The sequence below is a fragment of the Sphingobacterium sp. UDSM-2020 genome (assembly GCF_016132525.1).
GTDB classification, from domain to species: Bacteria; Bacteroidota; Bacteroidia; order Sphingobacteriales; family Sphingobacteriaceae; genus Sphingobacterium; species Sphingobacterium anhuiense.
The window spans coordinates 4,722,685-4,744,865 of sequence record NZ_CP066166.1; the positions used below are offsets into that span (position 1 = coordinate 4,722,685).

A 22,181-nucleotide genomic window follows, 5' to 3' on the forward strand; every position below is an offset into this window, starting at 1 on the left:
AATAGGAAACAATGCTGTTATGATACATTACAGCACTGTTTTCCTATCTGATATACATTATGCGATTGAAATGGTTTCATCCAGGTAAATATCTTGTATCGCTCTAAGAATTTCTATGCCATCTTTGAGCGGACGTTGAAAAGCTTTTCTACCCAATATTAGCCCTGTGCCTCCGGCTCGTTTGTTTATGATCGCTGTTCTAATAGCCTCAGGAAGATCGCGTTCACCTTTCGATTCACCTCCTGAATTAATAAGACCAATTCTGCCCATGTAGCAATTTGCTACTTGATAACGGCAAAGGTCAATAGGATGCATGGATGATAAATCCGTGTACATTTTAGGATTGCTTTTTGCAAAATTAATGGTAGTGAATCCGCCATTGTTTTCCGGAAGTTTTTGCTTAATGATATCAGCCTGTATGGTTACACCTAAATGATTGGCTTGACCTGTAATATCTGCCGCAACTTCATAATTAACGTTATCCTTTGTAAAACTATTATTACGGGTATAGCACCATAAAATGCAGGGCATTCCTAACTCATGAGCTCTTTCAAAGGCTTCGGCAACTTCTACAATTTGCCTGTTTGAATTTTCTGAACCAAAGTAAATCGTAGCACCTATTGCAGTTGCTCCTAAGTTCCAAGCATCTTTTATACTCCCAAACATAATTTGATCATACTTTGTAGGATAAGTAAGCAATTCATTATGATTTATTTTAACGATGAATGGAATTTTATGTGCATATTTTCTAGCCATTATAGCAAGATTCCCAAAAGTTGTTGCAACAGCATTACAACCTCCTTCGATAGCAAGCTTGATGATATTTTCTGGATCAAAATACAAAGGGTTCGGAGAAAAAGAAGCACCAGCAGTATGTTCTATCCCTTGATCAATTGGCAATATGGATAAATATCCGGTATTAGCCAGATGTCCATGTTTGTAGAGTGCCGCAAGATTTCTAAGTACCTGAGGATTGCGGTTGCTTTGCAGGAAAATCTCATCGATAAATTTTGGGGAGGGAAGGTGAAGTTGTTCCTTCAAAATTTTTGGTGTATTAAAGCCTAGCAGATTTTCGCCTTCGGCACCTAATTCTAATAAAATATTTTTATAATTCATAACGTGATGATATTATTATAAATAAAGTACATTGAGATAATATGCAGTGATTTAAACTGTTATTACAATTAAAGTTAACTAATGATTTCGATAGTCCCTAGTTTTTAACATATTATTTGAAGGTTAATTTACAATCTTAATTAAAAAGACATCTTGTGCAGGATTGCATTCGGAATAAGAATTCTTATAAAAAAATTCAGTGCAGAAGTTTGTGATTCAAAGGGTATAGAGGATGATTGGGGAAATGCAACATCATCATGCTTTCCAATACCTTACATAGGTCATGATGAATACATATCAGATAGTTGCTTGAGATCTCAGGTTAAAGCAAGTGGAGGTATAGCTCATACCAAGCACTTCTAGCTATTTAAAACCGGCTGACTGGTTTTCTATTTCAAATTCGCGTTTTTGAAATCAAATGGTATCCGCTCAATCGAATTTTCATTTTCGATCATCAGTTCAATTTTGATTTCCTCTTTTTCGGTTGCTGCCATATCTTTTTTCAATTTAATCAGCTTATATTTCATATTTGTCCGCTTATCTGTCAAAGTGAGGTTATTGTAACCGTGGTCTAAGTCTTCATTAACAGCTATTATTAAATCTTGATTTTTAGTAGATCGATACGCATACATTAAGTCATAAGACTTGAAATCAATGCTTTTATAATCCTCCCCATTATTGGTTTTATACCTAAAATCTGGAAATGTTTTTTGTATGTTGGCAGAATCTACAATTGAAAAATAAACAGTTGGATTTGCTTTTACTACACTTTTATCTATTAAATTGATGTTTTTTTCTAAACCTTTTAGTTTACCCAAATTGAAATACGATTTTTTATTTTCTGATGGCTTGAAGTATATGATCGTGCCTTTAATATCAATTTTATGATATTTTTTATTTTCCTCAAGTTCGTACCTTGCTACAACATTAGCTCGTCTGAAAGAATTTTCAAATATATTATTGTGCAAAATTTGTCCCTTATTATAGGTCGCAGTAAGCGTATCTATTTTAATCAGGTGAAATCTGTCGTTGGGCTTATTTTCAAGTTCTAAACTTATCTCAATTTCATTGTACATCTTAATGGTGTGAGAAAGTATTACTTTTTCTTGTGAATAAAGACAAATAGGAATCATTAAAATCAAAAGAGTTGTGAGATTTTTCATTTCTACTTTGGAAATCATAAAAATACTGTCATTGCTTCATTTAGTTATGCTTAGAGATCGATCGTGAGTAAACGATAATTTTATTTAGCCGTTATTTAATCCCTCTTGATACTATAAATCTTACCAAATTCACTATTTGTATCATGTTGCATTGACTTTATTTGATCTTTCGTAAATTTTATCGTTGCGTCTGCATAATCATTTTTATATTTTTTTAGCAAGTCGGAAAGTCCAGAATACTTTTTCGTTGATATACTATGTGTTTTAAAAATCAAAGTATCGCCTTTTACTTCATAAACCTTATACAGCGTATAAGTATCATTTTTTTCTATTTTGTATAGATCATCAACTTTTGGATTTGCTAAATATTCAGTTTCATTAACCGAATTTTGATAAACAGTAAAGATGATCATGCAACATAACAATCCTATAACAAATAATCCAAAATAATGTGTAATTGGTCTTTTTGCTTTGGCAGATGCCATGAAATAGTCTTGCTTCATTTTTGGACTCATTTCATTTGCATATAGAACTTGTTTGCAATGACTGCATTGGCTCATTCCTTTTTTTGAAGTTGGAAAAAAAGGAATCCAAAAAATATGAAAATAGCGGGCTAAAAATAAAAAAGTAACAGTCCCTTTGCTATTGCAATTCTCACAGTCGTAAGACAGCATTTCTTTTGAATTTAAGATCTTTGCTCTTGTTCCAAATATTATCATAGCCTGATTTTATTAGGTTTTATTTTTCCGGATTCTATTCTTTAGTTCTTTTAACAGTTTCGTACGACTTTTAGTTTTTATTGTATAGTCCGCTAGTGCATTATTGTTGATATTTTCTGCATTTGGGCATAGTTATACTAGTAATAAGTTTTAAAGCAGTTATCTAAAGTGCATCGTTGCTGTTAGCAGTAATAAAAATACATTTAATAATCAAAACCAAATAGTAGATTTACAATTCGCGAAACATGTTTTACAATTCGTGTAATAAGTCAGTTTATTCCCTTAAACTGATTTAATAACTGTATTTTAGTAAATAGAAGCTAGTTCGAAAATGCGTTTTACGAACCAAAGTTTACTGGTATATACTGATCAGGTCGTATATGTTGGCAAAATATATGCGCTGTAAGAATATGGATGCGAAAGAAAAAAATGGAAAGTGCAATTTTACAGTAAATTACATCAATACTTATTGTATATAGACATCGTTATCAATGATTTATTTAGGCTTATGAAAAGTATAAACGTATTACTGGTTGTAGTTGTTTTGTTGTTCCAGACCTTGTGTTTGGGACAAACTCAAGAACATACGAAAATAGACTTCATTGTTACTAATGATTATATGTCCGAAAGAAATCTTTCTTTGATGGGAGGGCCGATCCCAGTAAATTATAAGAAAGAGATTAAAGAAAGTTTACGAAATAGTTTTGTTGAGTTTTATGATGACAATAACAATAGTATAGCGGAAAAATACTACAATAAAATAGGTGCATTATATCACACGAATCAAAACTTCTATGACAGCAAGAACCGATTAGAAAAAACACTTGAAATTGACGAATTTAAAAACGACACCTGCGTTATTCAGTATCAATATACGGACAGTTTAAATCTAGTGGTCCATAAACAAGTTAGTCGTTCAAGTAATTTTCTCGATTTTTATTACAGCTATAATGAAAAAGGTCAGAAAATTAAAGAAGTACTGAATGAGAACAACACTTTCCTCCGTAAAAAAGTCATTCTGGAAATTTCTAAAAATGAAAGACAAATAAGCTCGTATGATCAAGCAAACCGTTTATCAAATTATCAGTATAAGTATAATGACAAAGATCTGCTTATATACGAAAAACGTAAAGAATGGGATTATGTGCAAAAAGGAGAATATTTTGAAATCGGTGGCGAATATGAGTATTTGTATCAGTATGATCAAAATGGCAATTGGATAGAACGCATTAAACAAACCTATTGTCCAGCAAAGAAGAAAGTCGCAACAAGTAAAAAAGTGGATAACAAAAAAAGTCTAGTTAAAACAGAGGAACCAAAACTCCTCGAAAATATTGATTACAATTGCGAACCTGAAATCAAAGAGAAGCTGATCAGAAAAATATATTATAAGTAGAAATTTCCTTAAAAACAGAATCGTTATTTTCAGCGAGAGTTTCAATATTTACTCTTAAACGATCGAATCCAACGTATGTCAATCGAAATCTTGTTAAATTACACTGGCAAATATCTGATTTTGAAAATATGGATCGCTCATTGGACTATAAAACAGACTTTCTGTGGTATTCTTATCACAATCAACAGATTTGTGGGACTCTAAAATAAATTAAAGAACCTCCAGCTTAAAAAATAGCAGAAGTTCTTTAATTTAAATAGTAAGAATAACCTCAGCTTCGAATTGTTATTGTTGAGCAGCCCAAATTTCAATTTCAATTTTAAGTTCCTCAAGTCCTAGTCCCTTTACATAAGCAATGGTCATCGAGGGATAGACTTTCCCGAATAATTCTTCCCATTTTGCATTTAGAAAGTTCCAATCAATCTCTTCCGTAGCCCAGATGTTGACTTTTATAACGTCATCAGAAGCTAAATTTTGACTATCTAGAAGCTGGCCTATATTTAGAAATGTATATGCCACCTGTTCATTTGTAGAAGATGGAATGGATCCATTATTATCAATACCTATCTGACCAGAAAAAGTATATAGATTGGAATTTTTAGGAATGATCGTAACATGTGAATAGTTCCCGACAGGTGCCGGAACATTTTTAGGGTTTAACCTCGTTACTTTTTGCGTGTTGTTCATACTCATTTTTTTAAAATAAAAACTATAAATTTTGTGAAATAGTGATGCAAATCTATGTTATGGAAGATCTTAGCTATTTCGAGTACAAAAGTATAGGTGATATTTATTGTAGAATTGGATAAAACCGACAGTTCTACATAAAAATGATTCAGATTGGTAAAGAAAGCATTTAGAGGATGGATTTGATCATTTGGAAGCATCCCATAGAGGGAAATTCAGCAACTTTTCGTTTGCATTAAGCATGAATCTTTCAGGGTTGGTCCCAGTAAATCCTTTGAACTCTCTAATATAATGAGATTGATCAAAATACTCGTTTTGATATGCGATTTCTGTAAGACTGTTAAAATCAGCTTGTCGTAAGATGTTTAAACCAGATTGAAAACGCATAATTCTTGAAAACATTTTTGGAGGCATACCCACATATTGTTTTATTAATCGCTCGAGCGAGCGTTCCGACAAATTCATTCCTATTTGAGTTTCTTTAAGCGTTTTTCCGTTTTGAAGAAATAAGGATGCGATTGTAGCTTTCTCAGTATTGCGCTCTACTTTGCTTATGTGTTTTAATAAAAAGTTGGAGATAATTTTAATCTTTTGCTTTAAAGAGACTGCATTAATAATTTGTTGAAGAATTGGTTCTGTTATAATATCTTCTAGCGGAACTTTTTGATCATTAAATTCGAAAGCATCTACATTAAAAATAGTTTTTAAAGCCGTTGGCTGTAAATAAACTCCAATAATCCTAAAATTACCCATAACGCGATGCTCTGTAAACTTAGTTGACTGCCCCTGTATATACAACTGCGGTGCTGCCTGAGCATTCATATCAAAAAAGAGGTTTGGCTTTTCTTGAAAGATCAATGTAGGTATGCCATCTGGGATGATCTTAAATGACTTAACGCTAAAATTATCTGTGTCGTCTTCCAATACCCAAAAATATCGGATGTAGTCTTGTAAAGACGATTCAGGAAGGAACTCTTGATAATGCATTTGTTTTTCTTTTAAAATTTAAAAATACAAAAAATGATGAAGAATACGGAGATCCTTTTCTTATGATCCAGCATCTTTTCAAAGCTTCTATAGAGTCTTATGTTTCAGTTTATTTAGGAGTTTTCGTTTATAATTATCATTTTTAATCAAATAAATTGAATTATACTTTTTGCAATAAAAATTTATGGAATTATCTACATCTATTAGAAGAATCGAAAGCACAGATTTTGACTTTGTTTACGATTGCTTGTGTGCACTTGAAAATGAAATCTTAGATAAAGAAATTATTGAAGAGATATTCAATAACAATATTAAAAACTCAAATTATTATTATTTGATTGCTGAAAATTTAGATGGGAAAATGGGATTTATAACTTTCCATACGCAGTATCTGTTACATCATAGTGGACTGGTCGGCGAAATTCAAGAATTCTACGTAACACAGAATTTCAGAAACAAAGGAATAGGGCGAAAATTGATTGATGAAATTATGGAGATTGCTGATCAAAATAACCTAAAAAGTATTGAAGTAACCACAAACAAAAAGCGAATTGAGAATATTGCCATATATGAAAATCTTGGATTTAACCTGTCTCATAATAAATTTACGATATACAAATAAGCTAACGTGAACACAATTCCTAGAAAATGCAATAATAACCAATCATTAAAAATTAAAATGAAATTTAGAGTAGCAAGAGTCGGAGATATCCCGCAGATACAAGTTGTGAGAAATGCCGTCAAGGAAAATATGCTTTCAGATCCTAATCTGGTAAGTGATGAGGACTGTGAAGATTTTTTAATAAGAAGAGGGAAAGGCTGGATATGTGAAATTGACCAGAGGATCGTTGGCTTTTCAATTGTTGATCTAGTTGACTATAATATTTGGGCATTGTTTGTACATCCAGACTATGAAAAACAGGGCATTGGAAAACAACTGCACGATGTTATGCTGAATTGGTATTTCAATAAAACAAAGCAAACTGTTTGGCTGGGAACTGCACCCGGTACAAGAGCTTCAATATTTTACAAAACTGCGGGTTGGAAGGAGGTGGGTATGCATGGAAAAGGTGAGATCAAATTCGAAATGACATTTCAAGCTTGGAAAACCTTAAATTCTGATTAACAATATGACACATGATTAATATATTGATTTTAAATTTATTGATTTCGTTTAATTAAATTGATAGTTTATCTATTTTAGGTGTCAAAGAGCTAGTTTAAATTTATATAACACCGATCAGTGTAATGATAAATCAGTAAAATTGGTAAGAGATTCCGTGATTTATATACCTTATATTTTTAACTAAATTAGGATTTTTGTACTGGATGTAATTAAATAGATTGTCGAAGACCTGAGTTAAAAACAATAACTATTCAAGAAGGTTATACCTGTAGGCATGACGACCGAATGCAATTTTCATGTAACACCAATAAATAGAAGGATATGGAACAAATAATAAATGAAATATTTGAAAAGGGAAATCAAATAACCAATGGATATTTTACAGGAAATGCATTTCTAAATCTGTTGCAAGAAAAAGATGAAAATAATGATTTTGCCCTCGGTAATGTTACTTTTGAATCTGGAGCAAGGACAAACTGGCATACACATCCAAGAGGTCAGGTATTGATTATCACCGATGGTACAGGCATTTATCAAGAAAAAGGTCAAGTCGCCCAGTTGATTAAAAAAGGGGATATCATCAATATTCCTGAAGATGTGGAGCATTGGCATGGCGCATCTGCAGTAAGTGGCATGATCCACATTGCGATCACCAATTATAAAGATGAAGAAAATGTGACCTGGTTACAGGCTGTTTCAGAGGAAGAATATGCTATTGCCAACAAACAAATACAAAGATGAAAAATATATTCAAATTACCATTTTTGACAATCCTGGTGATGCTAATAAGTAGTCAAATCATATTTGCACAAAGCTCAGTTCAGGATACTACGATTAATAGCAATAAACAATTGGTGCGAATTTCAGAAATTGAAGTGTATCCGAAAGATTTTGATGCATACTGTGCTATTTTAAAAGAAGAAGCAGCTGCCTCTGTAAAATTAGAACCAGGTGTAATAGCCATTTTTCCGATGTACATTAAAGCTGATCGATCACAGATCCGTATTTTGGAAATTTACGCCAACGATGAGGCTTACCAGCAACATCTGAAAACTCCACATTTTCAAAAGTATAAAACAACTACGCTTACCATGGTAAAATCATTGAAACTACTTGACATGGCTGTATTAGACAAGGAAACAATGTCTGATATATTCAAAAAATAGAGGAGCAGCAAACTGTGGAATGACATCAACTTTGTGTTTTTATGATCAAACTTTAAGATAGCTGAAGATTTGAATTGACAGCTTAATACTTAATGAACTTAGTTCTGCGCGATTAGTGTAAAGCAATATAATCGGAACCTGACAGCGGTGTGCATAATAATTTTAGATCGATGTCGGCGCCGCAGTCAGGTTCTGTCATCCTACTTTCTAAAGGTTTAAACGGAAATTCTTATATTTAACGTTATGCTAGCCTTTAACAAGATCTTTCTTTTTCTAATCATTTGGTTTTTATACCCATCAAACGGCTATAGCCAAAAATCTGTCACGATAACACAGCTCCAAAAACAATATGGTGGAACATGGATTGACAGAAAAACAACCAGATGCCTGCAGATAACTTTTAATAATGACCGATTTGCAACGATCATCGACTGGACCCGTAAATACCAAAGCCGAGAACATGGCGATGTCTACAAGGCATATATCAAGAAAGATACATTGGTCATGCCCGAGGATAAGGATCACCATGCACCTTACAGTGAAATTACGATAGAAAACAATAAACTGATATACCGGACCAAGTCTACCAGTATACAGAAAATATCAATCTGGGATAAACAGGTATTTTCCCGGAAGTGAAACCTTTGTGCATTTAGCCCATTTGCAAAAATTTACAAGATGGATGAGTAATTTCTATTTTTGGGAACTTAAAAAAGCTTGTCAAATTTAAATCTAAACTATTCATCATCTTGTTTTCACTTCATGAGTAATAGGTATTATTGAAGTAGATATTCCTAATGCGATGACTCCCTATCATAGGCATGACTATAAAAGATTTTAAACCTAGAACGGAAATTTTATCGCCTGCTCAAAAAATCGTTGTACTAAATCGTGACTCGATAACCCGTGCTGTACATAGTGGTCCTACGCTGATCAGTGAAATTTCACATTTATCTTATCTCCAAATTCTAATAAATTTCTAATAAATTTCTGTTGATCCTCTAATGGCGTGTTAGCGGTATGCATTTTATATTTGCAACACATTTAAACAAAAACAATATGGACTCAGGCCCACATTCAAAGACACAAGAGATAATTATTTAATTGCCCGCGAATCATCATAACCTTGTTTTATGCCGATTGCAGGCCTAAAACAACGTTATGTTTCATTTTTCAAAACTGTTTAAAAAATATACACACGATCTTGTCGTGTATGACTGCTCAGTTGCTTCAGTTATAAGACCAATGATGGTGGTCTCTATAGTGGATCGCATCTGTGACAAGCAAAATTACCCTTTCAGGTACCTCTTTTTAAGATTATCATCCTCACTGTTGTATACGGTTAGGTATAGCCTCACACACACTAAAAATAGGAGGGCCAATGACACTATTTGAATTTATTTTAAGATTATCTATCGCATTTGCACTTGGTGCAGCGATCGGCACTGAACGTCAATGGAGACAGCGGATGGCCGGACTAAGAACCAATATGTTGGTATGTCTTGGCGCCTGCATGTTCGTTTCACTTGGGGTGAAAGTTGGCGGAGATGCTTCTGGTAGAGTAATATCTTACGTCGTAAGTGGCATCGGATTTCTTGGTGCAGGAGTAATAATGAAAGACGGTGTGAACGTAAGGGGACTAAATACAGCAGCTACCCTGTGGTGCTCAGCTTCCATAGGAGCATCCTGCGGATTGGGTTTTCTTTCTGAAGCCACCATCTTTACCGTCTTTCTGATCATTACGCACGTGGTGATGCGTCCTTTAGGTACAAAGTTAAGCCGTATACCTCTAAATAGTGCTGATAATCCAGTCGCGTATCTCTTAATTATAAAATGCAGACAAGATGTGGAGAATCATTTGAGAGTATTATTACTTCAGTTCACTGGAAGTGATGAAAAACTGTTGTTAAGATCGCTAAAAAGTACTGATGATGGAGACGCAAGCAGAGCAATAATAATGGCTGAAATACTGGCAAATAGCAATGAAGATGCGATTATGGAGCGGATTGCGGGACGATTAACGATTGAACATGAAGTTTCTGAAGTGAGCTGGAATAAAGCTGGTATGGAGAATGATCTTTAGCCCCATCGTAGATAGATTAATAACCCAAGGACCAATATCCAAAAACTAATAATAATTTAAAATATCTGATAATGATTGGTGTGATATCGCTTCATTTCCAATTGTATAACTAACAATATCTATTTAATACCATGATTAACGTAAAAGAGCGCTTAAAAGATAAAACGATTACTGACAGAAGAAAAATTATGTCAAAAGGTAGTGATGAGGCTGCTGCGACCAAGCTGCAAAATGTTTCAAGATCGGATCAGGATTTTTATTTCGCCATGCTGGAAAGCCATATCGGCGGTTTATCTTCTATACAAGCCAAAGAGAGGTTAAGTAGATTTGGCTTTAACGAGTTGCACCATGAACAAGCGCCTACATGGATAAAGCAACTATTTCAGGCATTTATCAACCCCTTTATTGGCATACTTCTTATTATTGCCACGATCTCCTTTATATTGGATGTATGGTTGGCCAGTCCCGGGGAGACCGATTATAAAACGGTTGTAATGGTCGGTATTATGGTGATGGTAAGCTCTCTACTCAGGTTCTTTCAAGAATACAGGAGTAATCGGGCCGCTGAGCAACTTAAAAGCATGGTAAAAACTACCGCGACAGTTGTAAGGAATATGACTGAAAAGGAAGAGCTTGATATTAAGAAATTAGTGCCTGGCGATGTCATTTTGCTTTCTGCGGGAGATATGATTCCAGCAGACTGCCGTATCGTAAAATCTAAAGATCTCTTTGTAAGTCAATCTATGCTGACAGGAGAGTCTTTGCCCGTAGAAAAGAGAAGTTTGGCTGTTCGGGACGCTGAAGAGAAACCACTGGTAGAGCTGGATAACATCTGCTTTATGGGAACCAATGTGGTAAGTGGTTATGCGACAGCAGTTGTCGTCAATACAGGAAATCAAACTTATTTTGGCTCACTCAGTAAAGTTATTGTGGGTAAACGTGCCGAAACAAATTTTGATATCGGGGTTAATAAAGTGAGCTACCTTTTGATCAGTTTTATGGTTGTCATGGTGCCCTTAATCTTCATGATCAATGGATTCGTTAAAGGAAACTGGTGGGATGCACTGCTTTTTGCAATTGCCGTTGCCGTAGGTCTGACCCCGGAAATGCTACCCATGATCGTAACTGCAAATCTTGCAAAAGGGGCAGTGAATATGAGTAAGCACAAAGTGATTATCAAAAGGCTCAATGCCATCCAGAATATAGGAGCAATGGATGTACTGTGTACAGATAAAACGGGTACGCTGACTATGGACAAAATCGTTTTGGAAAGACACTTGAATATTTTCGGACAGGAAGATGAAGAGGTACTCAAATGGGCTTATCTGAATAGTTTTCATCAAACAGGCCTTAAAAACCTGCTCGATGTTGCTGTTCTCGAACATGTCGAATTACATGACTACCTGAAAGTGGAAGAGCATTTTTTAAAAGTCGATGAAATTCCTTTTGATTTCCTAAGACGTAGAATGTCTGTTGTGTTAAAACAACGAAATGGTAAACATCTGCTCATCTGTAAGGGAGCGGTAGAAGAAATGCTTAATTTGTGCAGTCACGCCTTTGATCCGGGAGATGATAAACAGCTACATATTCAATCAGATCAGGTAATGCCTATGGATGAAGCGATGCGGAAGATGATTTTAAGAACTTCAAATAAACTAAATGAAGCAGGGCTGCGGGTTTTACTGGTTGCTATACGTGAATTTGATGACAGAGCACTGAATTATTCTTTAGAAGATGAGCAAAATATGACGCTCACTGGATTTATCGGTTTTCTTGATCCTGCTAAACCTTCCGCTAAAGCAGCAATTGAAGCTTTACAGAAGTTAGGTGTGAATATTAAAGTATTGACAGGTGATAACGAGATTGTCACAAAGAAGATATGCCAAGATGTAGGTATTCCTTTTGATCAGGTACTTTTGGGGGCTGAAGTTCAAAAAATGACTGATATGGAATTAAAGGAACAGATTGGAGAGGTTTCTATTCTGGCAAAATTAAGCCCGGTTCAAAAATCTCGGGTTGTTAAAATACTTAAAGAAAAAGGTCATACAGTTGGTTTTATGGGTGATGGTATTAATGACGCAGCCGCACTTAGAGATGCCGATGTAGGGATCAGTGTCGATACAGCGGTGGATATTGCTAAAGAAAGTGCTGATATAATTTTGCTCGAAAAAGACTTGATGGTTTTGAGAAAAGGAGTAATTTATGGGAGGAGAACTTTTGGAAACATCATCAAATATATCAAAATGACTGCGAGTAGCAATTTCGGAAATATGTTCAGCATGTTGGGCGCCAGTGCTTTTCTGCCATTTCTACCGATGCTACCGGTGCAAATTTTAGTGCAAAATTTACTATATGATGTATCACAGGTATCTATTCCATGGGATAGAATGGATGAAGATTTTATTGAGAAACCTAAAAAATGGGATGCTTCAGGCATTAAAAGATTTATGCTTTATATTGGCCCAATTAGCTCCATCTTCGATTATGCGCTATTTGCAGTTATGTTCTTTGTTTTTAAAGCGAATAGTCCAGAACACCAAAGTCTATTTCAGAGCGGCTGGTTTATTGAAGGACTACTTTCACAGACATTGATTGTTCACATGATTCGCACGCGAAAAATTCCATTTATCCAAAGTTGGGCTACTGCGCCTGTAGTGGCGTTAACTTCACTGATTATGGTTATCGGGGTATTAATTCCTTTTTCACCTTTTGCAGGTGCATTATATATGCAACAATTGCCACTGAGTTATTTTCCTTGGCTTATAGCCATACTAGCTTCTTACTGCACAATGACACAGTTTGTTAAAACATGGTATATCAAAAAATTCAATCAATGGCTATGATAACGCAATAGTCAAATGGCTTAATCCGTTTAAGAATTTGTTTATCAATGTTGTATTGCTTCCTATCTATAGGGCTTAATCGGACTCAGGGATCATTTGAAATGCTAGTCGCTAAGACGTTGTATACATACGTCTTAGCGTTTTAAAGAAGCGATATTATTCCTCATTTCCTCTTCAATTGTTTCGCTTTAGCATTATCTTAAAAAATATATAGAAGATCATTTTAAAACGATCACATTTTTACAACTAAAACAAGTGGTACTATACTTCCATTCTGCTTATATATATCCCAGCTATAATTTAAAATTTTAAGTCCTGTTATAGGATAAGAAAAAAGGCGACAGGATTCTTCACTTTTTTCCTTTAAAAATGGTTTACGAGAGGATGATCGTTTCTTTTCCTTGAATCTGGATCTTAAAACTATGGTCTCCAGGGGTATCGTTGAAGAATATAATCTCCATAAATCCATTCATTGGTGAATTTTCTGAACCTTTAATGATACGCCAGTCATAGAATGGTATGCCAGATTCTCCAACACTGACACTTATATTCTTTTCGCCAAAAGCATCTGTCAAGATGAGGTTGGAACCACTTTCCTTATCTGTGAAGGTAAGGCCAATACGTCGAGGAGGTGCTTGGTTTAAGATATTATCACAATTACGGTTTTTTTTACAGCTTGCTATTAAGCAAAAAGTTGCAACTAGGATTAAAATTGGTGTAATTAACTTCATATTCAAGATTATAATAGATAAAGATACTGAATTATCCCGCTTGTGGTAATTTTTCAAATAATTATATTCGTTGATTTATGATAACGATAGGGATAGATCAATCTCTTGAATGCAGCTGATAGGACTTCTCACATTTCACCGTTTTTTAACTTACTGTGATTGATAGAATTGACAATACCTACAATTTCTTGATTATTTGGCATAGCTTTGGCGATGATTTGATCAGTAACAAGCAAATAAACTATTTATTATACGATCGTCTTTTGTAAATACACAAATATTCGACTAAGTTTATTTAAGAAGTTTGTTTTTACATCGTGACTTAAATAATAGAAAGTAGTATTGTACATTTAATGCATTAAGCATGCATAATCAGAATTTTCAGTTGATATACCTAAATAATTATTTAAAAGGATAGCATGAAACCAATAATGCTTTTGATGACAGTATATGTCCTTTTCTCTTGTAGTCATAGTGCTAAAATAGAGGCTACTCATAATGCAAAGGACCACAATTGCGACTGTGAAAAGACGGTCGGAATAGACCGTGTTTTATTTGCCACGAACATTCGGTTGAAAAATGAGAAAAATAGGAGGGTATTGCTTTTTAATTGTGCTACTGTTCATACTGGCATCGCATCTATTAGTGATGCCGATGGTAAGAATGAACGTGAAAAATTTATCTATGACTTGGATTGTATCTCTGCAATAGAACAAAGTCAGGAACTGTCTGATGATTTTAAATATTATACGGAATCGATGCAATCTTCCGAAGATTTTTTTCAAAGCCTGAATGAGGAGAAGAAGTTCTTTTATGAGCTTACTTTTGAGAAGCAAAAGATCAAATCGATCTTAAAAGTGGAATTAGATTGAAAAAACTGTACCCCTGGATAGATCGAGTAAAACGGGATCAGGCCAAATGAATATAAAGTTCACGACGTGAACACTACAATAAACTAAGAATACTAACTTATTAATTATTCGTTATGGGAACACTATTGTTAAATGGAACGTTTTTCTTCTTATTATCTTGGACAGGCCAAAATAACCTTGCTAAGTATCCATATGCAGATTCAGTCGTTACCGTTCAAGTGGAACAAAAACAAGAAAATAAACCGGTCATGATTTTAGAGGCATTTCAGATTCTGGATAGCGATGGCGGTTCTGCTGAAGCTGTATTAAGTATGGATAAGGAAGGAAAGTGCTATGTGGGTAAAGAGTTTATCGGTACTATTACGGCAGCAGGAGAATTGAAGTCTGACACAGGAGAGCTATTGGTCCATTTAAAAGGTAATGAGTTACTGTCCAATGACGGAAAAGTTGTACTCGTCATCAAAGAAGATGGAACAATTTCAAATGGCTCTGGTAAAGATATCACTTGGGGACCGGATGGTGTATTAAAAAATATGGAATTGAGTCTAAAAATTGTTCCTGTAGACAGTAAAGCAAAAAGAGCGGCTTCCCTTCTCGTATATTCCTTTTTTGGTTCCGCAGAAACGGAAGTTCAGAAATAGGGTTTCAATTTGCGATCGCATGACAGATCAAAAAAGTAGGAACGACATTTATAATTATGTAATGCTGCTAACAGTAAAATACGCGACTTTGACGGCAAATCAAAGTAATGGGAGTAACACAATTAAAATTTTGTGTTAAATTTGGATTAGAGAAATTGTAATACCGAATTTCGTAAGGGTCCAAAACATTGGCAATAATTTTTATTGAATCCGAAACCGATAAATAATGGCAAAAAAGAAAAAAGCACTTCCGAAAAATTTCAGTGAATTAATTACTGAAAATAATATAGACAATCTTAAAAAAGTATTTGATACGTGTGAATTCGATGCAAGAGGTGGTTATGGAAAAGCAACAGCTCTTAGTTTTTTTAATGTTCCGGATGAACTTGTTCGCTGGTTGGTGCAAAGCGGAGCAGACATCGAAGCTGTCGATAGTTATGGACGTACGGCACTGCATCAACATGCGATGATGCGAAGTGGCAAGTTAGCCGTCTTCTTAGAATTGGGCGCGAATGTCAAGGCAGTGGATAGCTATGGGGACACACCGCTACATTTTGCGGCTGGAAGTAGTTTTAATGCTTCATCTGTCAAACAACTTGTAGCCTACGGTGCAGATACCAAAGCGCTAAATTCATATAAACAAACGCCCCTCGAGCGAGCTTTAAGTAGTGCAAACAATATTGACATTGTACATTTGGTGGAAATATCGCGAATATTACTGCAAAGTGAATCCGAAATCACTCAAAAAATGAAGGATGAAATTACTCGAATAGGAGAAGGTTTTGAATTTCATCGGAAGAATTTTAATAAAGACTATTTACAAGAGACAGACCAGGCGTTAAGCAAACTCTATGAGATATATCAAGTTGCACCTGTCAAGAAACGTATTATGCATGATGGTGTATCACCAATAATTGCAAATGGAACAACCTGGGAGAAACAATTTGAAGAATTGTGGGAGTTTTTAGTGCCATCAAAGGGAAGCGCTGACACAGTGCAAGGGGAGGTTGTGCGAATTGCAGGGAAAGTACGTGATGAAATATACCGTAATGGGGGTGGAAACTGGAACATTGATTTTAAAAAAATGTTGGATGCATTTTACCTTCACTTAACTTCTGAGCACGCTTTACCTGCTACTGAACTTGAAGAGGCAAAGACTTATATCAAAGATATTCGTAATACTGGATTTGCTGATGATCTTAATTTCCTATGTGAACTTGCTACGAACTGGGTACGTCTAAATCCGACACCAATTTTGCTTAATAAGCCAAATTACAAGAGATAAATTAAATCACTACAGCCGGCGTTTCTCACGACATTTCATTCTATTAAAATAAGAGAGGCCAATCGAAAGATTAGCTTTTCTTATTTACTACCTAATGGAAGATTTGCTGCGATAGAATCAAATTGAAATGGGGAATAAATTGCTAAATAATTAACAACCTGAATATTGTAGTAATAGCGATTTATGGTGAAATATTAAAAATTTAACGTTGAATAATACTTATTTTTAAAGATAAAAATTTTAAATTCTGTATAGAATACTACATTTACTATTTCAAACACTGCCTTTGCTGTTTTATGGTTTTAGTTTTGCTATTATTGCCGCAAGTTTGATGCAAATTAAACTCAACATTATGAAAAAGCTAATTTTAACAGTTCTCAGTTTCTTTACTGCTTTATTTACAGTAAATGCGCAAAAAGGTATCAACTATTCCCACACGTACGCCGCTGGAGGGAAGCTTCTTATGTGTGTTGATAGTGCTGCGGAAAATATCTATTATGACAATATGTTCCCCAACCAACCTAGCACTTACTTTAATTATTTACCTGAAATCAGCAATGTAAGTATCCAAATCTATTTCAGAAAAACAGACAATGTACAGCACTATCGGTATAGCATTTTAGTTGATGATAAACCGATAGCTGTAAACAAGCCAATAGACCTAGCGCAACTAAGAAATGTCGATAGACCAGACGAAGCCTTCAGATCTGCAGCACTTGGTGCTTTTCCTATTACCGGAAAAACCATTACAACCTTAGTCTACAGCATCGAAAAGCCCCTAGATATTGACAAATCTGTTTTTTACGGAAAGCCTATTCCCAACGCTAAAATAAAGGTTATTTCAAAACGGTACGCAACTGATAAAGGAGTCGACTACAGTTATATCGTTGATCCAAAACAAAACACAGCTATTGTTTTTACTGAGAAAGACGATGAACTTACCATTGTAAAAGACAGATCTGATATTGATTATGTTTATGTTATCTCCATAAAAGATAAGCAAACAAATAAAACAGTCTTTGAGTCAGCCTCATGGCAATATGGGGGCTATGTCGATGAACATAAACTTTCACCTTATGTTAAGATGAACAAAAACATTTTAAAAAAATCAGGAGATTACGAAATTAGTATTCAACCATTGATCAAGTGGAATACTTCAGCACCAAAAGATATCGACAAATATACAAGCAGATATACTCTTTCCATAACATTAGACCAAGAAAACTATAGCAAAAAAGAACTTCTAACATATACGCTAATTGTATTTTTTTCTATTGGATTAGCATCTTTTATTATTCTTTACTTTAGCAAAAAAAGAAATAAGAAAAAGCTGGTAGAAAATGAACAGCAAAAAGATACAGCAAAGCTACAACTTAGTTTAATTCGATCTCAATTAAATCCTCACTTTCTGTTTAATGCACTTTCTGGTATTCAAAATTTAATGAACAAAAACGACATAGACAACGCTAATAAATATCTATCTAAATTTGCTCGGTTGACCCGTAACGTACTTGATGATACAGAACTGATTAGTTTATCACAAGAAAAAATTTTACTAGACGATTACTTACAAATGGAGCAATTGCGATTCGGCTTTAAGTATGAAATTAATCAGTCTGGAGACTTAGATTTAGATAACACGGATATACCAAGCATGTTGCTACAACCTTTTGTCGAAAATGCGGTGAAGCATGGCATATCGCAAAAAGCTAGCGAAGGAAAAATTGTGATTGAATTTATCAAACAAGCGAGCAATTTGTTGTTAAATATTATTGATAATGGAAATGGATTTGACACTAAAAATAAGAACGATGGATTAGGGTTGCTGTTAACTAATCGTCGAATAGCACTATTGAATAGTGTTTATAAAGAAAATCACTTTACCTTAGCTATACAATCAAATTCTAACGGTACTAAAATAAGCTTAACATTAACCGATTGGCTATAATATGATGAGAGCAGTTTTAATAGATGACGAAATTTCTAACTTAGAAAACCTGCGGATTTTGCTAGAAAAGCATTGTCCGCAGATAACTATAATCGCAACAGCGCAAAGTGTAGGTGATGCAGTTGATGTTATTGAAAAATATGTGCCAGACTTAGTGTTTTTGGATATTCAAATGGGCGATAAGACAGGCTTTGATGTGCTAAAACTACTTCCAACGCGTAATTTCGATGTTGTTTTTGTTACTGCTTACGACCAATACGGGATAAAAGCTGTAAAATTCGCTGCCTTGGATTATCTTTTAAAACCGATTGATATTGAAGAGTTAATGAATGCGGTAAAAAAGGCCGAGCACAAATTTACAAGGCAAATACAAACCTCACAACTCGATTTTTTATTGCAACAGCTTAAAAAGCCAGAACCGACCATAAGCAAAATTGCCTTACCCATGCAAAGCGAAATAAGGTACATTGCTTTATCAGAAATTATACGTTGCGAAGCCGATAATACATACACCCACTTCTTCCTTTCTAGTGAAGAAAAAATAACGATTTCAAAATCACTGAAGGAATATGCAGATTTATTGAGCCCTAACGGTTTCTTAAGAACTCACCAAAGCCATTTAGTAAACCCGAAATATGTAAAAAGTTGGCTAAAAGAAGATGGCGGTATTTTACTCTTAATATCTGGAGAAAAAATACCCATTTCTAAACCTAACAAGGACATTGTGAAACAAGCCTTGCAACAGTTTTAAATGTTAGATAGCTATCCCCGAACCCATACCAATGCTGATGTTCGCATCCTAATATTTTTAAACAAGAAAAGCCAATCTTGCGATTGGCTTTTTCTCTGTGATCCCGCTGGGATTCGAACCCAGGACCCATACATTAAAAGTGTATTGCTCTACCAGCTGAGCTACGGAATCTTACTCTTTTTTTGAAGTTTCCTTCGTTGTTTGGAGTGATGCAAAGGTAGAAAAAACTAGCATACAGTGCAAATAAAACGACTATTTAATTACAAAGTCCTTTCTTGTCCTTTCATTTATAGGGAATTAATTTTTTAAATTTAAGAAATATAATCCCGATCTTCATTACTTAAAGTTGAATTTGGAACTGAAGATTGTTCAATTTCTGATGGATTAACTGGATTTACTTGAATCACTTCTGTCTTTCTTTTCTTAGGTCTCAACAAAATAGCCCCAATGATGATCCCGATAAAAAGAGTGATTGCTATAATTGAGGATAATGCGAAGATGTGCTTACCAAAAAACCAAAATTCTACCGGAGCAGTGTTCTGCATAAAAAAAATCGTAATAATGACGACTAAAATTAAAAGTATGATCGTTTTGAAATTCATTTTTCGCGTTTTTATTTACCAAAAATAATCATTGTCATTGATACTTTATATTCTTAAAGGTGCAGGATCTATTATTCGCTTTGATAACGATCTGAAGACTAGAATGAATATTGCACACGGTTACTAAATTAATTAACTTGTATTAATATATAAATAAACTTCTATAAGCATGTATGACCGTCTAAAAAAGTTATTGTCACCGCTTTTTATCTTCTGCCTCATACTATTGATCGCCAATGATTTTTATATGAAAGCAACTTTCCACAATGCGTTTACGGGAAAACTTTCTGATTTCTGTGGGTTATTTATTTTTCCTATTTTTTGGTCAACGATCTTTCCCCGTCATAAATTATGGATCTTTATCTTTACCGGAATATTATTTGTCTTTTGGAAAAGTGAACTTGCCTCAGGAATTATAGAACTGCTGAATATCTTATTTAACATCCAACGAACGGTAGACCTGAGCGATCTAATTGCGTTGCCAATGCTGTTTGTAGGTTGGTTTTACATAAAAAACGATTCTATCATATTGATTGCTGATTCCTTAATAGCAAGATTAAGTACTTTGATTGTCGCAGGTATTACAATTTTCGCTTTCTGCGCAACTAGTCAGCAAAGGTATATCCAATCTTTTGATCAGCCACAATATGTTCTCTTAAAATCAGCTACAGTTCCCGATTTAAATTTATATGATGAATTTGAATTTTATCCGAAGGATTCTCTACTTGTCGTTAAGGTCAATCATTGGTATATTAATCGGCCCATTAGAAACGATGATTATAACAAGAATCATTCACTTGAAGATCTAGATAAAAATGTTGTAGCTAGGCTAGCAGATAGCACCACTGTAATTCCTTACGGAAAAATAACTACTCTGATTATTAAAACAGCGGAGGGTGAGGATTTTTTAAGATTTAATGGGGGTCGCCTCGATGGTAAATTTAGTAGAAAAGTAAATGATAAATTAATCATTGAAGGATTTTACAAAATGGGGGTAGAAGACTCAACTTGGACATTTACTTCCGGCGATAGCGATAACGTCGTCGTACAAACATTTGTAAATGGAGAACGGACAAGTGTCAAGCAGTTTGATCATGGTAAATTGGTTGCTAAGACTCATATTAATACCAGAGCAGATACTATCCGAAATACATATGTTCAGATCAGTATTATGATTTTGATTATCATTTTCATGATCCGATTTTTAATCAAGAATTACCGTAATACATTTCCTCAAGAACTTAAACTAAAATTAGTTTGGAAATGGTTAATATGTCTTATATCGCCAATATTTGTCTGGCTATCCTACATTGGAATAAGAATTTTGCTCATGGATTTCAATGAAGATATTTTTGTGATATTAGCATCATTTTTATTTATTTCTATAGTTGTGTGCCCGCTTATGTTTGTTGTTGTATTTTGGATCAAATTACGGAAGGAAATGGATATCCTGTTATACTGCCTAATATTTGGACTTTTATGTAGCATATGGACTTCATGTGGTACACTAATAGCTCTGTATAATTAGTTTTTGTCAAAATTTGACGATGATAATGCTCTTATCGGATTAAAAAAATGGAAATTCTGAATGGGGATTAAAGCAGAGACTATAGTATCAACAGAAATTTATCCGGAAATTTTGAACCTCTTCATAATGTACCAAAAAAGATCCGATAGAACTTAAATGCTACTATTTATAATCTTTTTTTTAATTTCTTAAATAGGAAGCGAACTGCTGCGTAAGTGAGCAAGGAGAAAGCCAGATCTATGGCAAACGCCATTAAGGAATAGTTACTGAAATGCTGCATTTGACCTGTAAGCAGACTTTGTCCTGCACCTTCACTGTAGTACGTTAACGGAAATCCTAATGTAGTTAAACCATCATAGGCCATACCATTGTGATAAGAAAGCCAACTCAGTAAAGCGAAGATCAGTAGCGTAGCTAACAGATAGGCCAATACTTTTTTATAGTTACTATGAGGTTCTTGGTACATGATCATTTAATTTAGAAAAATAGCCTCTTAAAAAAGAGGCTATTTTTTTCAGCTGTGATGGACAGCTATAT

Annotated in this window: 22 protein-coding genes and 1 tRNA gene; 14 read left to right on the forward strand and 9 right to left on the reverse strand. The window is 34.4% G+C overall.

Annotated features, from left to right (window positions below):
- Window positions 1-57: 57 nt before the first annotated feature.
- The 3 genes from JAZ75_RS19930 to JAZ75_RS19940 all read right to left on the reverse strand — a co-directional run bounded on the left by JAZ75_RS19930 (window position 58) and on the right by JAZ75_RS19940 (window position 2,998).
- Window positions 58-1,116 (reverse strand): class I fructose-bisphosphate aldolase, encoded by a 1,059-nt coding sequence (locus tag JAZ75_RS19930; protein WP_021188532.1) that lies wholly within the window; start codon window positions 1,114-1,116, stop codon window positions 58-60.
- A gap of 389 nt (window positions 1,117-1,505) precedes the next feature.
- A complete protein-coding gene (locus tag JAZ75_RS19935; protein ID WP_208697930.1) occupies window positions 1,506-2,279 on the reverse strand; it encodes a hypothetical protein in 774 nt (257 codons plus the stop codon).
- A 95-nt stretch (window positions 2,280-2,374) separates the two neighbouring features.
- Window positions 2,375-2,998, reverse strand: a complete 624-nt coding sequence (locus JAZ75_RS19940; protein ID WP_208697932.1) for a zinc-ribbon domain-containing protein — start codon at window positions 2,996-2,998, stop codon at window positions 2,375-2,377.
- Window positions 2,999-3,506: 508 nt separating this feature from the next.
- Between JAZ75_RS19940 and JAZ75_RS19945 the strand changes: the two genes are divergently transcribed.
- Window positions 3,507-4,394: a hypothetical protein gene (locus JAZ75_RS19945; protein ID WP_208697933.1), complete on the forward strand. Its 888-nt coding sequence runs from the start codon at window positions 3,507-3,509 to the stop codon at window positions 4,392-4,394.
- A gap of 285 nt (window positions 4,395-4,679) precedes the next feature.
- Here the strand turns inward: JAZ75_RS19945 and JAZ75_RS19950 are convergent, their stop codons facing one another.
- Window positions 4,680-5,081, reverse strand: coding sequence for a RidA family protein (locus tag JAZ75_RS19950; protein ID WP_208697935.1), 402 nt, complete (start codon window positions 5,079-5,081; stop codon window positions 4,680-4,682).
- Window positions 5,082-5,267: 186 nt separating this feature from the next.
- The gene (locus JAZ75_RS19955; RefSeq protein WP_208697937.1) at window positions 5,268-6,068 is read right to left on the reverse strand and encodes a helix-turn-helix domain-containing protein; all 801 of its coding nucleotides are present in this window, start codon (window positions 6,066-6,068) and stop codon (window positions 5,268-5,270) included.
- A gap of 184 nt (window positions 6,069-6,252) precedes the next feature.
- Here JAZ75_RS19955 and JAZ75_RS19960 point away from each other — a divergent pair, with 184 nt between their 5' ends.
- The 7 genes from JAZ75_RS19960 (at window position 6,253) to mgtA (ending at window position 13,286) form a co-directional block, all read left to right on the forward strand.
- The gene (locus tag JAZ75_RS19960; RefSeq protein ID WP_208697938.1) at window positions 6,253-6,690 is read left to right on the forward strand and encodes a GNAT family N-acetyltransferase; all 438 of its coding nucleotides are present in this window, start codon (window positions 6,253-6,255) and stop codon (window positions 6,688-6,690) included.
- A gap of 57 nt (window positions 6,691-6,747) precedes the next feature.
- Window positions 6,748-7,194, forward strand: coding sequence for a GNAT family N-acetyltransferase (locus JAZ75_RS19965; RefSeq protein ID WP_132768162.1), 447 nt, complete (start codon window positions 6,748-6,750; stop codon window positions 7,192-7,194).
- A 321-nt stretch (window positions 7,195-7,515) separates the two neighbouring features.
- Complete coding sequence (locus JAZ75_RS19970) at window positions 7,516-7,935, forward strand: cupin domain-containing protein (protein ID WP_208697940.1); 420 nt, start codon at window positions 7,516-7,518, stop codon at window positions 7,933-7,935.
- Window positions 7,932-8,360, forward strand: a complete 429-nt coding sequence (locus JAZ75_RS19975) for a putative quinol monooxygenase (protein ID WP_021190625.1) — start codon at window positions 7,932-7,934, stop codon at window positions 8,358-8,360. The genes JAZ75_RS19970 and JAZ75_RS19975 overlap by 4 nt, the downstream gene beginning before the upstream one ends.
- 243 nt (window positions 8,361-8,603) lie before the next feature.
- On the forward strand, window positions 8,604-8,999 hold the full coding sequence (locus JAZ75_RS19980; RefSeq protein ID WP_208697947.1) for a hypothetical protein: 396 nt from the start codon (window positions 8,604-8,606) through the stop codon (window positions 8,997-8,999).
- A 742-nt stretch (window positions 9,000-9,741) separates the two neighbouring features.
- Window positions 9,742-10,443, forward strand: coding sequence for an MgtC/SapB family protein (locus JAZ75_RS19985; protein ID WP_208697949.1), 702 nt, complete (start codon window positions 9,742-9,744; stop codon window positions 10,441-10,443).
- A 131-nt stretch (window positions 10,444-10,574) separates the two neighbouring features.
- Entirely contained in the window at window positions 10,575-13,286 is a 2,712-nt protein-coding gene (mgtA, locus tag JAZ75_RS19990; protein ID WP_208697951.1) for a magnesium-translocating P-type ATPase, read from the forward strand.
- A 374-nt stretch (window positions 13,287-13,660) separates the two neighbouring features.
- On the opposite strand, the gene JAZ75_RS19995 is transcribed toward mgtA, so the two are convergent.
- The gene (locus JAZ75_RS19995; RefSeq protein WP_208697952.1) at window positions 13,661-14,017 is read right to left on the reverse strand and encodes a hypothetical protein; all 357 of its coding nucleotides are present in this window, start codon (window positions 14,015-14,017) and stop codon (window positions 13,661-13,663) included.
- 419 nt (window positions 14,018-14,436) lie between these two features.
- On the opposite strand from JAZ75_RS19995, the gene JAZ75_RS20000 reads away from it, so the two are divergent.
- From JAZ75_RS20000 to JAZ75_RS20020, 5 genes are all read left to right on the forward strand, one after another.
- Complete coding sequence (locus tag JAZ75_RS20000; RefSeq protein WP_208697954.1) at window positions 14,437-14,889, forward strand: hypothetical protein; 453 nt, start codon at window positions 14,437-14,439, stop codon at window positions 14,887-14,889.
- 113 nt (window positions 14,890-15,002) lie between these two features.
- A complete protein-coding gene (locus tag JAZ75_RS20005; RefSeq protein ID WP_208697956.1) occupies window positions 15,003-15,530 on the forward strand; it encodes a hypothetical protein in 528 nt (175 codons plus the stop codon).
- A 226-nt stretch (window positions 15,531-15,756) separates the two neighbouring features.
- Complete coding sequence (locus tag JAZ75_RS20010) at window positions 15,757-16,815, forward strand: ankyrin repeat domain-containing protein (RefSeq protein ID WP_208697958.1); 1,059 nt, start codon at window positions 15,757-15,759, stop codon at window positions 16,813-16,815.
- Window positions 16,816-17,167: 352 nt separating this feature from the next.
- Window positions 17,168-18,763 carry a sensor histidine kinase gene (locus tag JAZ75_RS20015; RefSeq protein WP_208697960.1) on the forward strand — a complete coding sequence of 532 codons (1,596 nt, stop codon included), beginning with the start codon at window positions 17,168-17,170 and terminating at the stop codon, window positions 18,761-18,763.
- A gap of 1 nt (window position 18,764) precedes the next feature.
- Window positions 18,765-19,514, forward strand: coding sequence for a LytR/AlgR family response regulator transcription factor (locus JAZ75_RS20020; RefSeq protein WP_232789277.1), 750 nt, complete (start codon window positions 18,765-18,767; stop codon window positions 19,512-19,514).
- Window positions 19,515-19,612: 98 nt separating this feature from the next.
- Here JAZ75_RS20020 and JAZ75_RS20025 read toward each other — a convergent pair.
- Window positions 19,613-19,685, reverse strand: a tRNA-Lys gene (locus tag JAZ75_RS20025).
- 140 nt (window positions 19,686-19,825) lie between these two features.
- A complete protein-coding gene (locus JAZ75_RS20030) occupies window positions 19,826-20,116 on the reverse strand; it encodes a hypothetical protein (protein WP_208697962.1) in 291 nt (96 codons plus the stop codon).
- 169 nt (window positions 20,117-20,285) lie between these two features.
- On the opposite strand from JAZ75_RS20030, the gene JAZ75_RS20035 reads away from it, so the two are divergent.
- On the forward strand, window positions 20,286-21,644 hold the full coding sequence (locus tag JAZ75_RS20035) for a hypothetical protein (RefSeq protein ID WP_208697965.1): 1,359 nt from the start codon (window positions 20,286-20,288) through the stop codon (window positions 21,642-21,644).
- A gap of 166 nt (window positions 21,645-21,810) precedes the next feature.
- Here the strand turns inward: JAZ75_RS20035 and JAZ75_RS20040 are convergent, their stop codons facing one another.
- Window positions 21,811-22,110, reverse strand: coding sequence for a hypothetical protein (locus JAZ75_RS20040; protein WP_208697967.1), 300 nt, complete (start codon window positions 22,108-22,110; stop codon window positions 21,811-21,813).
- Between the last annotated feature and the right edge of the window lie 71 nt (window positions 22,111-22,181).

Coding starts and splice junctions, on each gene's coding strand:
- JAZ75_RS19980 (WP_208697947.1), top strand. CDS start 8,604: ATGCTAGCCTTTAACAAGATCTTTCTTTTTCTAATCATTTGGTTTTTA.
- JAZ75_RS19965 (WP_132768162.1), top strand. CDS start 6,748: ATGAAATTTAGAGTAGCAAGAGTCGGAGATATCCCGCAGATACAAGTT.
- JAZ75_RS19945 (WP_208697933.1), top strand. CDS start 3,507: ATGAAAAGTATAAACGTATTACTGGTTGTAGTTGTTTTGTTGTTCCAG.
- JAZ75_RS20005 (WP_208697956.1), top strand. CDS start 15,003: ATGGGAACACTATTGTTAAATGGAACGTTTTTCTTCTTATTATCTTGG.
- JAZ75_RS19995 (WP_208697952.1), bottom strand. CDS start 14,017: ATGAAGTTAATTACACCAATTTTAATCCTAGTTGCAACTTTTTGCTTA.
- JAZ75_RS20035 (WP_208697965.1), top strand. CDS start 20,286: ATGTATGACCGTCTAAAAAAGTTATTGTCACCGCTTTTTATCTTCTGC.
- JAZ75_RS20000 (WP_208697954.1), top strand. CDS start 14,437: ATGAAACCAATAATGCTTTTGATGACAGTATATGTCCTTTTCTCTTGT.
- JAZ75_RS19940 (WP_208697932.1), bottom strand. CDS start 2,998: ATGATAATATTTGGAACAAGAGCAAAGATCTTAAATTCAAAAGAAATG.
- JAZ75_RS20020 (WP_232789277.1), top strand. CDS start 18,765: ATGATGAGAGCAGTTTTAATAGATGACGAAATTTCTAACTTAGAAAAC.
- JAZ75_RS20040 (WP_208697967.1), bottom strand. CDS start 22,110: ATGTACCAAGAACCTCATAGTAACTATAAAAAAGTATTGGCCTATCTG.
- JAZ75_RS19955 (WP_208697937.1), bottom strand. CDS start 6,068: ATGCATTATCAAGAGTTCCTTCCTGAATCGTCTTTACAAGACTACATC.
- JAZ75_RS19950 (WP_208697935.1), bottom strand. CDS start 5,081: ATGAACAACACGCAAAAAGTAACGAGGTTAAACCCTAAAAATGTTCCG.
- JAZ75_RS20015 (WP_208697960.1), top strand. CDS start 17,168: ATGAAAAAGCTAATTTTAACAGTTCTCAGTTTCTTTACTGCTTTATTT.
- JAZ75_RS20010 (WP_208697958.1), top strand. CDS start 15,757: ATGGCAAAAAAGAAAAAAGCACTTCCGAAAAATTTCAGTGAATTAATT.
- JAZ75_RS20030 (WP_208697962.1), bottom strand. CDS start 20,116: ATGAATTTCAAAACGATCATACTTTTAATTTTAGTCGTCATTATTACG.
- JAZ75_RS19935 (WP_208697930.1), bottom strand. CDS start 2,279: ATGAAAAATCTCACAACTCTTTTGATTTTAATGATTCCTATTTGTCTT.
- JAZ75_RS19975 (WP_021190625.1), top strand. CDS start 7,932: ATGAAAAATATATTCAAATTACCATTTTTGACAATCCTGGTGATGCTA.
- JAZ75_RS19930 (WP_021188532.1), bottom strand. CDS start 1,116: ATGAATTATAAAAATATTTTATTAGAATTAGGTGCCGAAGGCGAAAAT.
- JAZ75_RS19960 (WP_208697938.1), top strand. CDS start 6,253: ATGGAATTATCTACATCTATTAGAAGAATCGAAAGCACAGATTTTGAC.
- mgtA (WP_208697951.1), top strand. CDS start 10,575: ATGATTAACGTAAAAGAGCGCTTAAAAGATAAAACGATTACTGACAGA.
- JAZ75_RS19970 (WP_208697940.1), top strand. CDS start 7,516: ATGGAACAAATAATAAATGAAATATTTGAAAAGGGAAATCAAATAACC.
- JAZ75_RS19985 (WP_208697949.1), top strand. CDS start 9,742: ATGACACTATTTGAATTTATTTTAAGATTATCTATCGCATTTGCACTT.